Annotated in this window: 13 protein-coding genes; 12 read left to right on the forward strand and 1 reads right to left on the reverse strand. The window is 69.3% G+C overall.

What is annotated here, in order from left to right; translation table 11 throughout:
• The first annotated feature begins 7 nt into the window (after nucleotides 1–7).
• The 11 genes from C9F11_RS47755 (at nucleotide 8) to C9F11_RS38605 (ending at nucleotide 14,670) form a co-directional block, all read left to right on the forward strand.
• A complete protein-coding gene (locus tag C9F11_RS47755; RefSeq protein WP_212767870.1) occupies nucleotides 8–5,332 on the forward strand; it encodes a peptidoglycan DD-metalloendopeptidase family protein in 5,325 nt (1,774 codons plus the stop codon).
• A gap of 3 nt (nucleotides 5,333–5,335) precedes the next feature.
• On the forward strand, nucleotides 5,336–7,567 hold the full coding sequence (locus tag C9F11_RS38560; RefSeq protein WP_138964553.1) for a hypothetical protein: 2,232 nt from the start codon (nucleotides 5,336–5,338) through the stop codon (nucleotides 7,565–7,567).
• A 12-nt stretch (nucleotides 7,568–7,579) separates the two neighbouring features.
• Complete coding sequence (locus C9F11_RS38565; RefSeq protein ID WP_249402061.1) at nucleotides 7,580–8,662, forward strand: DUF5047 domain-containing protein; 1,083 nt, start codon at nucleotides 7,580–7,582, stop codon at nucleotides 8,660–8,662.
• Nucleotides 8,659–9,399 (forward strand): hypothetical protein, encoded by a 741-nt coding sequence (locus C9F11_RS38570; protein WP_138964557.1) that lies wholly within the window; start codon nucleotides 8,659–8,661, stop codon nucleotides 9,397–9,399. Before C9F11_RS38565 ends, C9F11_RS38570 begins: the two co-directional genes overlap by 4 nt.
• A gap of 9 nt (nucleotides 9,400–9,408) precedes the next feature.
• Nucleotides 9,409–10,029, forward strand: coding sequence for a hypothetical protein (locus C9F11_RS38575; RefSeq protein WP_138964559.1), 621 nt, complete (start codon nucleotides 9,409–9,411; stop codon nucleotides 10,027–10,029).
• Nucleotides 10,030–10,053: 24 nt separating this feature from the next.
• Complete coding sequence (locus C9F11_RS38580; protein ID WP_138964561.1) at nucleotides 10,054–10,380, forward strand: hypothetical protein; 327 nt, start codon at nucleotides 10,054–10,056, stop codon at nucleotides 10,378–10,380.
• Between the two features lie 37 nt (nucleotides 10,381–10,417).
• The gene (locus C9F11_RS38585; RefSeq protein ID WP_212767871.1) at nucleotides 10,418–11,365 is read left to right on the forward strand and encodes a hypothetical protein; all 948 of its coding nucleotides are present in this window, start codon (nucleotides 10,418–10,420) and stop codon (nucleotides 11,363–11,365) included.
• Nucleotides 11,366–11,381: 16 nt separating this feature from the next.
• Nucleotides 11,382–11,699 (forward strand): hypothetical protein, encoded by a 318-nt coding sequence (locus tag C9F11_RS38590; RefSeq protein WP_138964562.1) that lies wholly within the window; start codon nucleotides 11,382–11,384, stop codon nucleotides 11,697–11,699.
• A complete protein-coding gene (locus tag C9F11_RS38595) occupies nucleotides 11,700–12,125 on the forward strand; it encodes a hypothetical protein (RefSeq protein WP_138964564.1) in 426 nt (141 codons plus the stop codon).
• Complete coding sequence (locus C9F11_RS38600) at nucleotides 12,122–12,475, forward strand: hypothetical protein (RefSeq protein WP_138964566.1); 354 nt, start codon at nucleotides 12,122–12,124, stop codon at nucleotides 12,473–12,475. The genes C9F11_RS38595 and C9F11_RS38600 overlap by 4 nt, the downstream gene beginning before the upstream one ends.
• A 563-nt stretch (nucleotides 12,476–13,038) precedes the next feature.
• Nucleotides 13,039–14,670: a TROVE domain-containing protein gene (locus C9F11_RS38605; RefSeq protein ID WP_138964568.1), complete on the forward strand. Its 1,632-nt coding sequence runs from the start codon at nucleotides 13,039–13,041 to the stop codon at nucleotides 14,668–14,670.
• 172 nt (nucleotides 14,671–14,842) lie between these two features.
• On the opposite strand, the gene C9F11_RS38610 is transcribed toward C9F11_RS38605, so the two are convergent.
• Nucleotides 14,843–15,121, reverse strand: a complete 279-nt coding sequence (locus C9F11_RS38610) for a hypothetical protein (RefSeq protein WP_138964570.1) — start codon at nucleotides 15,119–15,121, stop codon at nucleotides 14,843–14,845.
• A gap of 86 nt (nucleotides 15,122–15,207) precedes the next feature.
• Between C9F11_RS38610 and C9F11_RS38615 the strand changes: the two genes are divergently transcribed.
• Nucleotides 15,208–15,390 carry a hypothetical protein gene (locus tag C9F11_RS38615; RefSeq protein WP_138964572.1) on the forward strand — a complete coding sequence of 61 codons (183 nt, stop codon included), beginning with the start codon at nucleotides 15,208–15,210 and terminating at the stop codon, nucleotides 15,388–15,390.
• Nucleotides 15,391–15,429 lie beyond the last annotated feature (39 nt).

Genomic DNA, 15,429 nt, shown 5'->3' on the forward strand with positions numbered 1-15,429 from the left:
ACCTCTCGTGGCGATCAGTGTCGGCTCCGTCGAAATCGACGTCATCCCGAACGCGCGCGGCATCCACGGCCGTCTGCGGGCGGCGATCGTTCCTCCGGCGTCGCAGATCGGCGACGAGGTCGGCCGGATCATCGGCCGTCAGATCGCCGCGCACATCGCGCCGGCGATGCGGGACGGCATTCAGGACGGGGCTCGGGCGGCGCGCCCGGCCGCCACCAGGCAGGGAGCTGACACGGGCGGCGCGTTCGCCCGGTCGCTGAAGGCCCGCCTGGAGGCGGCCTTCCGGTCGATGCCCAAGCTCGACGTCCGCCTGAACGACACGGGTGTCGACGCGGACCTCGCCCGGCTGCGGGCCCGCTTGGAGTCGCTGTCCGGCAAGCGCATCGGAATCGATGTCGACGCGCAGGCTGCGCGTGCGGAGGCCGCCGACATCGAGGAGCGGCTGCGCCGTATCGGCGCCGCCCACCCGAACGTCGCGGTGCGCGCGGACACGGCGGCGGCGATCGCGCAGCTCCGTCTGCTGCAGGCGGAGATGGATGAGCTGTCCGCTGATCCGGCGCGCATCCGGGTGGAGACGGACGGCACGTTCGGCCAGCGGCTGCGCGCCCAGGTTCAGGCTGCCGAGGCGAGCCTCCCCAACATCAACATCGGGGCGGATACCTCTCCGGCCGAGGTGGAACTGGCGCGGCTGCGGGCCCGACTGACCGCGCTGCGGGATGTGCGGATCGGCGTCGACATGGACGCTGCGACCGCGCAGGCGGAGATCACCGCGATCGAGGCACGTCTGCAGGCGTTGACCGCGCAGGACGCCGACGTGGCGGTGCGTGTGGACGCAGCTGCTGCTGCGGCGCAGCTTGCCGCGGTCCAGGCGATGGTCAACAAGCTGGACGCGGACGACGTGCACATCCGTGTCGATGCGTCCGGGGCCACGTCGGCGATCTTCCAGCTGACGGTCGCGCTTGGCTCTGTCGCCGTGCTTCCGGCGATCCCGGTGCTGGCTGCGGGGCTGGGCGCGATCGCCTCTGCTGGTGTCGCCGCGTCGGTCGGCGTGGGTGCGCTCGCAGCTGTGGCGGTCCCGGCGTTCATGGGGATTGCGCGGGCGGCGCAGGCGCAGCGGGCGGCGCAGGATGCGGCGACGACGGCGTCGATCAAGGGTGGTCAGGCGGCGGCTCAGGGTGCGGCGCGGGCTCGGCAGTTGGAGGGCGCGCAGCAGTCGCTGGCGGCGGCGCACCGGAATGCCGCACGGCAGATCCAGCAGGCTGAGCAGGCCGTCGCCGACGCCAAGCGTTCTGCGGCGGAGGCGAACAGGAACGCCGCCCAGCAAGTGCGTCAGGCCGAGCAGGATGTGGCGGCCGCGGTGCAGCAGGCTGCGGACCGGCAGCGGACTGCCGCCCAGCAGGTCAAGGACGCCAAGCAGAGCCTGGCGAACGCGATCCAGCAGGCGGCGGACCGGCAGCAGGCCGCGAACGAGCGGGTGGCGCAGGCCGAGCAGTCCCTCGCCGACGCTCAGCGCACGGCTCGGCAGGCGCAGCAGGACCTGACGCAGGCCCGCCGTGACGCGGCGATGGAGCTCGAGGACCTCGCCAACCGGTCCGCCGATGCGCAACTGTCCCAGCGGGATGCCGCCCTCAACGTCCAGGAGGCCGAGCAGCGCCTGCGGGCGGTGCGGGCCAAGGGCTCCAAGGCGTCGGCGCTGGAGCAGGCGCAGGCACAGCTGGCCTACGACCAGGCGGTCCAGCGCCTCAAGGAGCAGCAGCTCGCGACGAAGCGCATCGCCGACGAGAAGAAGCGCGCGGACCGGGCCGGCGTCGATGGCTCGGACCGGGTCAAGAACGCCCAGGAGAGGCTCCGGCAGGCTCAACGGCAGGTGCGTGAGCAGACGGCCGCGTTGGCGAAGGCGCAGCAGGCGGCGGCTCGTCAGCAGCGCGAGAACGCGTTGGAGATCGCTGCTGCCCAGGCGAAGGTCGCGGACGCTCAGCGCAATGTCGCCCGCGTCCAGAAAGACAGCGCGGACGCTATCGCGGCTGCTCAGGCCAAGGTCATCGAGGCGCAGCGGAACTCCCGCCGTGTGCAGGAGGACGGTGCACGGTCGGTGGGCCGCGCGCAGGAGTCCCTGGCTCACACGCATGTGACGGCCGCGGATTCGATCGCGTCAGCTGAGCGGCAGGTGGCGTCGGCGGCGGAGCAGACGGCCGGGAGCATGTCGCAGGCCGCTGTCGCGCAGGCCAAGTACCAGGACGAGCTGTCGAAGCTGTCGCCGAGCGCGCGCGACACGTTCGACGCGTTCACCGACCTGCGGTCCGCGCTGACTGCGTGGTCGGAGTCGCTGCAGCCCCGCGTGATGCCGATCTTCACGCGGGCGCTGATCGGGCTGAAGAACAGCCTGCCGGGGCTGACACCGTTCGTGAAGGCCGCCGCTGACGCGATCGGCGAGCTCCAGGAGCGGGCAAGCAAGGGCTTCAAGTCCCAGGGCTGGAAAGAGTTCAAGTCCGACCTTGCGGGCGCCGTGAAGCCCGCGATCATCGGGATGGGCGTGGCCTTCGCCAACCTTTTCAAGGGGATCGGCGGCATCGTCCAGGCCTTCCTGCCCCACATGGACTCGATCTCCGCGCACATGCAGCGGATCACCGGAAGGTTCGCTGCCTGGGGCACCGGACTCAAGGGGTCGCCTGCGTTCGAGCGGTTCCTCTCCTACTCTGCGGAACAGGGCCCGGTGGTGGCCCGCGCGATCGGCGACATCAGCTCTGCGTTCTACCAGGTGGCACGGGCCCTGGAGCCGCTGTCGGGCCCGATCCTGCGCGTGCTCGGTGTCTTGGCCCGAGGTATCGCCTCGGTGGCGGAGACCACGCCGTGGCTGATCCAGGGCCTGTACGGCCTGTTCATCGCGACCCGGTTGTGGACGCTTGCGCTTGTCTTCCAGGCCGCGGTGCTGAACGCGCACCCGCTCGCTCTCCTGGTCATCGGGATCGCAGCGCTGGTCGCCGCGATCATCTACGCGTACAAGCACTTCGGCTGGTTCCGCGCAGGGGTTCAGGCGGCCTGGAACGGCATCAAGGACGCGGTGTCCGGCGCCTGGAACGTCGTACTCAAGCCCGCCTTCGATGGCATTTCCGCAGGCCTGCGCACGGTGGGCGGCTGGGGATCATGGCTGTGGCGCACCGCGCTGAAGCCCGCGTTCGACGGCATCTCGCTGGGCGCACGTGTCCTCGCTGCAGCCATCGCCACCCTGCTGATCACCCCGGTCGTGCTGGGGTTCAAGCAGACGGCGGCGACCGGGAAGTGGATGTATGAGAAGGGGCTCCTCCCGGCATTCCGAGGTGTCGGTGTCGCGGCTGGATCCCTGTACCGGAATGCGATCAAGCCTGCCGTCGACGGCATCGTCGAGGCCTTCCGCTTCGTCGCCAGGACTGGCAAGTGGCTGTGGCAGAACGCTCTGCGGCCCGCCTTCCAGGGCATCGGGACGGCGGCTGGGGCGCTGTATCGGCTGGCTATCAAGCCTGTCGGCGAACGCATCGTCGGGACGTTCCGGTTCGTCGCACGGATCGGGAAGTGGCTGTGGCAACAGGCCCTGGCCCCGGCGTTCCGAGGCATCGGCGCGGTTGGCAAGTGGCTGTACGACAAGGCGATCAAGCCTGCGTTCAATGGGATCGCGACGACTGCGTTGTGGCTGTGGCGCAAGGGGCTGAAGCCTCCGTTCGACCGGATCAAGGAAGCGGTCCGGCTGGTCGGTGTGGCCTTCGGTAGGGCGAAGGACGCCATCAAGACGGCTTGGGGCAAGGTTCAGTCGATCACTAAGGGCCCTGTCAACTTTGTGATCAAGTACGTGTACGGCAAGGGCATCCGCCCCGTCTGGAACGCCGTCGCGAAGATCGTGAGCTTGGACGAGCTGCCCGCAGGACCGAAACTGCTGGCCGCGGGTGGCACGGTCGGTAACGGCTTCGGCCCTGCCCGGCCGATGGTCACCAACCGTCCGACCGCGATCGTCGGCGAGGGGCGGAGTCAGTGGCCTGAGTTCGTGATTCCCACCGACCCGCGGTATCGCGGCCGGGCGCGCTCGCTGTGGGAGGCCGCTGGCACCAAGCTGATGGCAGACGGCGGCATCCTGGGCGGCGCCTGGGACTGGACGAAGGACACCCTCGGTAAGGCGATCAACTGGGCGAAGACTGGCTTCAATCTGATGACGAACCCCGGCAAGGTCTGGGAGAAGGTCATCAAGCCCATCAAGGACAAGGTCGCCAAGGGCATTACCGGTGATGGCCAGTGGGCCAAGGCGATCCGGCGTATGCCCGGCAAGTGGCTGAGTGGGCTGAAGCACAAGCTCGTCGACGCCGTGAACTCCCTGTTCGGCGGCGGCGCTGACGGTGGCCTCGGCGGCGCCTGGTCCAAGCCGGTCGATGCGCGCTTCGGCACCCGGTTCGGTGTCCGCGGCTCCATGTGGTCGTCGGGCCGCCACACCGGCCTCGACTTCCCTGCCGCTGTTGGTACGGCTGTGAAGGCGGTCGCGGACGGCACGATTGCCAAGACGGCGAATGGCGGCCCCTACGGCAAGCACATCGTGATCAACCACGGGAGTGGGCTGCAGAGTCTGTACGCCCACATGTCGGCGATCTTGATGAAGCAGGGCCGGGGTGTCGCGGGTGGCACGCAGATCGGGCGGGTCGGTGCGACCGGCAACGTCACCGGACCGCACCTGCACTTGGAGGCCCGCGTCAACGGCAGGTCCGTCGACCCCATGCCCTTTCTTACTGGCGGAGGGAAGGGCTTCCCGGCGAACGCGGTCGGGGCGGCGCAGAAGTACGCTAAGGCGCTCCTGCCTCGGTTCGGCTGGGGTGCCAATCAGTTCGGGCCGCTGAAGAAGCTGTGGCAAGGAGAGTCCCGCTGGCGCTGGAACGCGGATAACCCCACGTCAGACGCCTACGGCATCCCACAGGCGCTCCCCGGCCGACGCATGGCGTCGGCGGGTCCGGACTGGCGCACCAACGCCAAGACGCAGATCCGCTGGGGCATGGGTTACATCAAGGACCGCCCGGACTACGGCAGCCCGTCGCGCGCCTACGCGAAGTGGCTGGCCAGGTCACCGCACTGGTACGACAAGGGCGGCATGCTCCAGCCCGGCCTCAACCTCGCCTACAACGGCACGGGCAGGCCGGAGCCTGTCTTCACAGTGCAGCAGGCCAATGCCCTCGCCCGGCTGGCGACGGACGGCGGCGGGCTCGGCGACCTTAACGTGCAGGTGTTCGTCGGGGACCGGGAGATCACGGATATCGCTCGTGCCGAGGTGCGGCGGTCGAACGGCGAGCTGGTGACGGCGCTGCGTGGCGGGCGGGGGTGAGCGATGGCGATCCCCGGGAATCTCCTCAGCGCGACGACGTCGGAGATCGATCCGAACACCAGCGGGTGGACCAGCAAGCTCAACTGCACGCTCAGCAAGGGCACAGGAGGCCGGGTCGGTGACGGCTGTCTGATCGTAAAGTCGGTGGCGGCGGGGGAGATGCAGGCCCGCACGGTCTCGTCGTACCCCGTCACCGCCGGCACCACGTACCAGACGTTCGCGGACGCCGCGGGCACGCTCGTGGAACGGATCGGGATCCGCTGGCTCAACTCCAGCGGCTCCGAGATATCGATCACCTGGTCGCTGTCCACGGCGTCGGCCTCGGCGGCGTGGCACCGCGTCGGCGTCGCGGGCGCGGCACCGGCAGGGGCGACGCAGGCGCAGGTCTTGCTGTCGTCCACTCCGGCCGCCGGGAATGTGAATCAGTTCTGGGAGAACATCTACCTGGGTTTGCCGATCAGGACGACCGGCAACTTGTTCTCCTTCGGCACGGAGTCCGCCGAGATCGACGCGTCGGGATGGACAGCCGAGGTCAACGCCGGTGTGACCCGGCAGGTCCCGGCGGTCGCGTGGTCGGTCGACAACTACCTGGTGGGCGGGCAGGTCATCGCGGTCACCGCGACCGGTGCCGGTAACGCGGCGGCAGTGTCGACGGACCGGCCCGTCGTCACACCGGGCACCGACTACCGGGCCTACATCTACCTCAACCCCCCGACACTCGCTGCGGACACGTGGGTTGAGCTGCGCTACTACGACATCAACGGCAACCAGATCTCGGCTGCCCGGTCGTCGTTGGTGCAGCCGTCACCCGGGCAGGGCTGGTACCGGCAGCGCGCCTCCGGCATCGCCCCGACCAACGCCGCCACCTGCAGCATCGCTGCAGGGATCAACGGCGCGGCGGCGGGGCAGGTGCTGCGGCTGGAGGGCGCAGTTGTCACAGTCGCCCCGGAGCTCCAGGCCGGGACGATCCTGCCCTACGCCGACGGTTCGCTCGAGCAGGGCATCGCTGGGTGGACTGTTGCCTCCGGTGTGGCGACGATTGCACGCTCCTCGCCGTGGGGCATCGCAGCCTGGGACGGGAACTACTCGCTGGCTGTGTCGTCGTCGACAGCGACTGCGAGTGTGATCCGGTCCGGGCGGTTCGCGGCCCCGGCGGATACCAGCTACCGGGCTCAGATCATCGCCAGCCGGTCAGCGGGCTCCTGGTCCACGGTGAACATCAAGGTCCGCTGGTACGACGCAGCCAACGCCGACCTCGGCACCTCGAGCGGCACCAGCTACAGCCTGCCCGCGAGTGACTGGTGGGCGATGGCCACCGACGCCTCGGTGCCAGCCGCGGCGACGCAAGGCGCGATCGAGCTGACCGTCACCGCGTCAGCGACAAGCTCCGGCATGTACATCGACAACGCCGCGCTGTGGGAGGCCCTGCCCCTCACGGCGGTGGAGGTCGTCGAGCCCACGGCGTCGATCACGCTGACGCTGCGGGAGCTGCCGCTCGACTACGACATCAGCGTCTACCGGCAGGCCTCCGACGGCTCCCGCACCCTCGTCCGCGGCCCGTCCGGACTCCTCGACCACACGCTGATCACCTCGGACCTGCTGGTCATCGAGGACTACGAGGCGCCGATCGGCGTCTCCGTGTCCTATCTGGTCGAGCTCTACCCACCAGGCTCGACGAGCCCGTCCACCCGCGGCTCCGACACCGTCACCATCCCGGCCGGGGACCGCAATGAGGCCTGGCTGAAGGATCCGGGGAACCCGCAGCGCAACCTGCAGGTGATGGTGCAGCGGGCGCCGGACTGGCAGCGGCCCATCGAGCAGACCGCGTACCGCGTCAAGGGCCGCCGCAACGCCGTCGTCCTCTCCTCCACGCGCGGCGGCCTTGAGGGCGAGCTCACTGTGTGGACCCGCACTGACGACGAGCGGGCCGCCCTGCACTGGATCCTCGACTCCGGCGCCACCCTCCTGTGGCAGGCCGTCCCCGGCATGGGTGTGGCCGACATGTACGTCAGCGTCGGCCAAGCTGCCGAGGCCCGCACCGGCGGCACCGCCATGGACCAGTGGCGGGCCTGGACGCTGCCGTTGACGGAGACGGACATGCCCGTCACCACCGGCGTCGGCGCCAGCGCAGGCCGCACCTGGCAGGACATCCTGAGTGAGTTCGACACGTGGCAGGCGGTGCTCGACACCTACGCCACCTGGGAGGACGTGCTCCTCGACCGCCGAACGGGGTGATCCGTGTACCCCGTGAGTGATCGGTTCTTGCCGCGGCTCGCCGAGTCCCACACCCCTGTCACGCGCGTCCAGCTGTTCCGGACCGACGGCAGCGTCGTCGAGCTGGAGCACACAGGTGGCAGCGTAGCGGTGGACCGCGGTCAGGCCATCCGCCGCACCTGCACCGTCACCAGCGCCGACGTGTCCCTGATTCCGCGCACGCCCACCGACCAGCTGGCCGTGTACGGGGCCCGGCTACGGATCGCCCGTGGCGTCGACTACGGCGACGGCACCACCGAGCTGGTGCCGCTCGGCGTGTTCCGGCTCGACAGCGTCGAGGGCGACGTCGCCGAAGGCCCGGTCACGCTGCAGGGCAAGGACCTGTCTGCCTGTGTTGCCGACGACAAGCTCACCGAGCCCTACAAGGCCACCGGCACGGTCGTCGGCGCGATCACCTCGCTGATCCAGCGGAGTCTCCCCGACGCGGCCGTCATCAGCACCATCGTCGACGCCCCCATCGGCGCCCGCACATTTGATGTCGAAGCGGACCCGTGGGCCGGGGTGCAGGAGATCGCCGCCGCGGCCGGGGCCGAGTGCTACGCCAACGCCGACGGCGAATTCGTCATCGCCACCCTGCCGGAGCTGACGACCACACCCGCGGTGTGGGAGGTCGCCGCGACCGAGGGCGGCGTGTACGTGTCCGGCAGCCGGGCCATGACCAGCGACAACGTGTGCAACGGGGTCCTTGCGCGCGGCGAGAACACGGAGGAGAACGTCCCGCCCGTCTCCTATCTGGCAACGGACGACGACCTGAACTCGCCGACGTACTGGGGCGGCCCCTACGGGCGGCGGCCCCGCTTCTACTCCAGCTCGACGCTCATCACCGAGGAGGCGTGCGCGCAGGCAGCCGGGCTGAAGCTCAAGGCCAGCAAAGCGCCGAACGCATCCGGTGACTTCAGCAGCCTCCCCAACCCTGCCCTGGAGCCTGGCGACGTCGTCCGCGTTGTCCACCCAGACGGCACCCGCGAGCTCCACCAGGTGCAGTCGTTCTCCGTCCCCCTCGACTACGGCGGCGACTTTCCGATCACCACGATCGGCGCCAAGGAGGACGAATGACCTCGCCCTTTTCCTCCACACGCGAGCTCGCCGACGCCTTCGTCCACTCCGCCCAGCGCGTCGGGGCCACCACCCCGGCCATCCGCGGCGCGGACTGGCGGCTCGCCGTCGTCACGTCCGTCGGCGGGGGCGGCACCGTCGTCGCGGAGGGCGTCACTTGCCGGTGCCTCGACAGCTACCCGCAGCCCACCATCGGCGACCTCATCGTCATCACGCAGTCGTCCTCCGGGAACTGGCTCGCCGCGGGCCGCACAGCGACGGGTGGCCTTGGTATCGGGCAGTCCGTCACCGCCCTGAAGACCGCTGACACGTCCCGCACCAACAATGCGACCCCCGCCGACGACCCTCACCTGGCCTTCACCGTCGCCGCCAACGCGACCTACACCGTCGAGGGCTGGATCAAGTACTCGGCGCTCGTCGACCTCGACATCACGGTCGACTGGACCGTGCCGTCCGGGGCCCTGGGGGAGTGGACCGGACACGGCATGGGCCTGGGCACCACAGGCCAGAGCACCAGCGGCTACAGCATCCGCACCGAAACCAACGACGTCAGCCAACCCAGGAACTTCTCCGGCACCACCTCAGCGGCCGGCGAGTACAGCGTTCTGCTCTACGGCACCCTCCGCGTCCAGGGCACGGGCGGGACCTTCGCCATGCAGTGGTCGCAGGGCAACACCGGCGCCACCGCCACCACCGTCTACACGGACTCGTGGCTGCGCCTCACACGCATCTCATAGGGAGGCCCTGTGCCGATCACGGACGACTACGGGCAGGGCATCCAGATCGCCGCCCTCACCGACCAGCCCGACGCGGGCAAGCTCGCCAAGGACATCACCAACGCGCTCGCCCAGCGCGGCGTGATGCGCTTTGCCTCGGCGTCGGCGCGAGCCGCCACGCTCGTCGGCACGTCCGCGCCCGTCGAGGGCATGGAGACGTGGCTGCAGGACGTCAATCGCCTCGACGTGTACGACGGGTCCGCCTGGGTCGCGGTGTCCACGGGCGCCTCCGCCTGGACAACGATCAGCCTCGCGAGCGGATTCACGCAGAACGGCAACAGCAACGGCAACCTCCAGTACCGGCTCCTCAACATCTCCGGTGAGGAGTCGCTGCAACTGCGCGGCGCCGTGAACCGCACCTCGTATCCGAGCAGCCCGCCGAGCTCCTACGTCATCAACTCCACCGCCCTGCCGTCGGTCGTGCGGCCGTCGACGCTGCGCACCGTGCTGATCCCCTGCTCGGACATCAGCAGCGACCGCATCGCCCTCAAATTGGACGTGCAGACGGACGGCTACCTGCAGGTCTACGGATTCTCCTCCGGCGTCAAACCCCCGTGGATCGGCTTCAACGGCGTCATCGTCAGCCTCTGACCCATCAACTGGGCTGGAGGCGCCATGCCAGCTTTGATCGTCGACGCAACTTGCCACAGCGACGACGCCGAGTACCACGAAGTCGAGGAGCAGTTCCTGTTGCTTGGCCACTTCACCCCGGCCCGAAGCAGCTGCTTCCCAGCTCAGACAGCCATCGCCCTAGGGCATCTCCCTCAAGGGGCCTGGCGCGAGCAGGCCCGTCGGAGCGCCCGGATAGGCGCCATCGTCGGCGGCGCCTTCGTCCAGGCAGTCCTCGACATCGACCGGAACGGCGCACTGGTTGCCTACTGCCGCCAGGAAGTCGACGAGATCTTCCTCTCGGTCACCTGTGTGGCCCGGCCGCGCCCCTGAGACAGGGCCTTCTCCACGCCAAGAACGGGGGGCTCACATGGCCACGAGCGGTCCGCAGCGCTACCCCGGAGCGTCGACGTCGTACTGGTACGGCAGCCGCTACCCGGGCTCGGCGATGGAGGTCAACGTCATCGTCTGGCACTCCACCGAAGGAACGTCCCTGCCCACCTACGGCAACGGAGCCTCGGCGCCGAACTTCACCGCGAAGCCGGACTTCGCGGCGAAGCGCCTGGTCTGGTACCAGCACTTCGACTTCGACGAGTCCTCCCGCGCCCTCGTGAACCGGGCCGGGGGAGTGGAGACCAACACCCTCAACGCCTGCCAGGTGGAGATCGTCGGCACCTGCGACCCGACGACCCACGGCAAGTGGGAGCGCGCCGGGTACCTCCACCTGTACACGCCCGACCTGCCCAGCTGGGCCATCCGCGACCTCGGCGCCTTCGCCCGCTGGGCGCACGAGCAGCACGGCGTGCCGCTCACGTCCGGGCTCGCCTTCAAGGCGTATCCGTCGAGCTACGGCACCAACGGCGTCCGCATGAGCGGCCCTCAGTGGACGGCGTTCAAGGGGCACTGCGGACACCAGCACGTCCCCGAGAACGACCACGGCGACCCGGGTGCATTCCCGATGGCCGCCGTCCTCACCGCCGCCAAAGGCGGCACCACACCGCCCAGGGAGGACGACGTGCCGCTCACCAAGGCAGACGTCAACACGATCTTCAACACCGACAACGTCATCGCAGTGCCGCCCGACTGGTCGCCCGACAACGCCTACTGGACCGCGGCCTCGGTGCTCGTCGACCAGGGCAAGCGCCTGCGCGCACTCGACAAGAAGCTCGACGCGCTCACCGCCGCCAACACCAAGCTCGTCGACGCGGTCGCCCAGCTCGCCGCCGGTATCGGAGACCTCGACCCCGCCTCGATCGTCGCCGAACTCCGCGCCGCCATCGAATCCATCGAGATCCACCTCGACGTCCCCGACGCCTGACAGAAGCGAGACCGTCATGAACGCATCCCTCGACAAGGCCTACTGGATCGGGCTCGCCATCTCCGTCGCGCTCCCCGTACTCGTCGGTCTCGTCACCAAGCACGTCACCCACGCCGGCGTGAAGGCCGTCCTGCTACTCGGCCTGGCGACGCTGAACGGCTTCCTGGTCGAGCTCGGAAACCCCGGGCCTGGCTGGGACTTCGGCACTGCCGTCGTCCTGGCTCTGGTGAGCTTCGCGACCGGCGTCCTGGCTCACTTCGGCCTGTGGAAGCCCGCGGGGCTGAGCGACAAGGCGCAGTCGGCCCTCGGCGGCGGCAACCCCAGGGCGGTCTGAGTGCGCTGCCGCATTGCGCGGCGGCTCGCCCGGATGCTCGGCCGCCGCGGCGCCATCCTCCTCTGCTACGGCACCGTCTGGGCCCTCTACGGCTACGCGCAGGTCGTGTCCCCGCAGCCCGACCAGCGCGGACTCAAGCTCGTGCTGGACGTCATGCCCCTGGCGGCCTGGGGCTGGCTGTGGGTCGCCACTGGCCTCGTCGCCGTCTTCTCTGCCTGGCTGCCGCAGGGCCGCGACTGGCTCGCGTTCCTCGCCCTGCCGCTCATGGTCCTGCCGTGGATGACCTCCTACCTGGTCACGTGGCTCACGGGTGAGTTCGAGAGGGGGTGGGTCGCGACCCTGATCTGGGGCGTGATCGCGGTGCCCGTGCTGGTCGTGGCGGGATGGTCCGAGCCGCCCCGCGTCAAGAGAGTGGTGAGCTCATGACGGTGGACACCTGGGTGCAGGCCGGACTGGCGATCGTCGGCGCCGGAGGAGGCGTCGTCGCCGCCCGTTCCGCCCGCCGCACGAAGCGCCAGGAGACGCGCGACGACTTCCTTGCCGTCACCGAACAGCAGGGCAAAGCGCTTGAGCGCCTGGAGAAGCGCATCCAGCGGCAGGAGGCCGAGGCGGATAAGCAGCGCGAGCGGATCGCCGACCAGGACGAGGCGATCGGCTGGCTCCTCCACCGCGTGCGGTCCCTCGTCTCCCATATCCGCCGCCAGGGCACGGAACCGCCCGAGGCCGAGCCGATGTCGGAGCGGGCAGCCCGCTACATCCGGCATATCGACGCGTGAGAACTGGAGTGCGATATGCCTGAGCCGCCGCGCCCCATGGCCCGCCGCCGCGACAGCACGGCGGCAGACGTCCCCTCCCTCGTCGAGCTCGGCCTCGCCGAACCCCCACCCGAACCCGCCCCACCACCCCAACCTCTCAGTGTCGAAGTTCCGTTGGCTACCGCCGAGGAACTCGCTGGCTGACCATGCCGCCCCGCTCCCTCGCCAACTGGCGGGAGGGCGGGGCGCTTCGTCATGCCCGGGCGCCCAAATGGGCCAGCACCTGATGGCTTGGCGCGTTATGGTGGTCGTACAACTTCATGCACCTCCCGGTGCGCAGGCCGCGGCTACTTCTTCTGGTGAATCACGCCGCACGCCGACTTTGATCTCGGGAGGCACAGCATCGGGGGTGCCCGGTGCGCAGATGGGTGGTACTTCCACTGTTAATGGGGTGGTTGCGGGTTCAAGTCCCGTCGGTGGCATGGCCGCCGTAGCTCAATCGGCAGAGCACCTTGTCCCATCCATCGACTTGATCTCGGGCACCCCGCGCTGAGCTTCCCCTCCACGGAGGGGTTTCTTCATTCATGGCCCGCTACAACACCCGCAGCACTCGTCCTGACGTCCACTCGCCCGTGACCACCACCGGGGAGCAGGCCCGCACCCACGAAGGCGCCACCGGATTCCTCCGCGACACGAAGAGCGAGCTCTTCCTGCTCGCGGTGTCGAACATGGTCGGCACCGACACCTTCTACGAGACCGGCGGACAGCGCGACGACCGCTACAGCCAGCTCATCCGCCAGCTCGCCATCGAGGACCCCGCCTGGTGCGTCGACTTCCTCCGCTGGCTCCGCAGCGAGGGCAACATGCGCACCGCGGCCCTCGTCGGCGCCGCCGAGTTCACGGCCGAACGCCTCCTCCAGGAAGCGCCCGGATACTCCCGCCAGGCCATCGACGCCGTTCTCCAGCGCGCCGACGAGCCCGGCGAGATGCTCGGCTACTGGACGTCGAAGTACGGTCGCAAGCTCCCCAAGCCGGTCAAGCGCGGCATAGCCGACGCCGTCCAGCGCCTCTATTCGGAGCGGAGCCTTCTCAAGTACGACACCGACAGCAAGGGCTACCGCTTCGGCGACGTCCTCAACCTCGTCCACGCCAGCCCCGATTCCGGAAGGCCGTGGCAGGGCGACCTGTTCAAGCACGCCCTCGATCGACGCCACGGCAGTGACGACGAGATCCCCGAGCGGCTCACCATGCTTCGCCAGCGCGCCCAGATAGCCACTGCCCTCACAGTCGAAGGTCGCCGAGCGCTTCTGTCGACGGACGAAGGGCGTCAGAGGCTTCGCGCCGCGGGCATGACGTGGGAGGCGCTAGCGGGCTGGCTGCAGGGGCCAATGGACAAGGCGGCCTGGGAGACGATCATCCCGTCCATGGGCGTGATGGCGTTGGCCCGGAACCTGCGGAACTTCGACGAGGCAGGCGTCTCCGACGAGGTCGCTGCGCAGATCTGCGCCCGCTTCGCCGACCCCGAGCAGGTCGCCAAGTCCCGTATGTTCCCGTTCCGCTGGTGGGCCGCCTACAAGCACGCCCCCTCTCTGCGATGGGCCCACGCGCTTGAGCAGGCCCTCGGCCACTCGCTCGCCAACGTGCCGCGTCTGACGGGGAGCACACTGATCCTGGTGGACCGTTCGCCGTCGATGTTCCCCGGCTACGGCTTCTCGACCCCGAACCGGTCGGACATCACGCTCGCCGAGCAGGCGGCCGTCTTCGGCGCGGCCCTCACGCTGCGAGCGGAGAAGCCGACGCTCGTCGAGTTCGGTGGCGGATCGAAGAAGCTGCACGTGACGAAGGGCGGCAGCGTCCTCAAGCACATCGAAGCGTTCGGGCGGATCGACGGCACGGACATCCCTGCCGCCGTGAAGGCGCGCTGGTTCGCTCACGACCGGATCGTCATCGTCACGGACGAGCAGACCCGGCCCGGCTGGCTGCCCTCCAACATGGGGTCCTACGGCGGCATGCGCGAGACCGCCATCGACGACCTGGTGCCGAAGACGACGCCGGTCTACATGTGGAACATGGCGGGCTACAAGCCCGGAGCCATGCCCTCCGGCAAGACAGGCCGCCACACCTTCGGCGGCCTCACCGATCAAGCGTTCAGGATGATCCCGCTCCTCGAAGCCGGACGCGACGCCCACTGGCCATGGGAGAAGAAGGCCGCCTGACCGAACGCGTTCGCCACCCGGCAGACGTGGGGCGCCTCGTCGTATCCTGATGGCAGCCGCCGGCCTGAGAAGTCAGCGCACCAGATGCATCCACCGTCTGGCGCGTGAGCGCGGTTAGTGGACAGGAGGGCCGGAGCCGACGGGCGACGGCCCTTCGCCGCATTTCGTCCGCTCAGAACGGGGCGTCGCCGCTGCCCTCGATGCGGATACGGAACTGCCCGGTGGGGGAGTTCACCCAGTCCGAGGTGTCCGGCCGCACGAACGAGCCCTCACGGCCATGGATAGTCAGGCGCCCCTCGGTGAGGTTCAGCAGCTGCGGTGTCCGAGCCTCGACGGGGAAGATGAGACTGCCGCCCCACGACCCGGAGTCGGTCTTGCACAAGTCGCCCGCCGCGGCGGGCCTCTCGCCGTCGTCCAGTAGAAGGATCACGGTTCCTCGGTGTGCGTCCATGCCGCGAACCTACCGACGCCGTCAAACCAGTTATCCACAGGCGGGTGTTGCCCGTTCCCTCGACGCTGCCTGCTCGGTTGCAGGGCATGAGCCCTGAGGAACGCCGACGGTTCCTCGGCGACGACGTCATCGCCCACATCCACGCCGTCGTCGACGCCGCACCTGAACCGTCGCCGGAGGTCGTGGCGGCGCTACGTCGGATCTTCGCGAACCCCGCTGGAGAGGTACCCGGAGGGGAAGAGGGCGAGACCGGCGGTGCCTCCAGGTAGCGCATAACGTTCCCTTGCGGGCTACGGGTTGACCGCCGA

It is taken from the genome of Streptomyces sp. YIM 121038, from assembly GCF_006088715.1.
GTDB lineage: Bacteria > Actinomycetota > Actinomycetes > Streptomycetales > Streptomycetaceae > Streptomyces.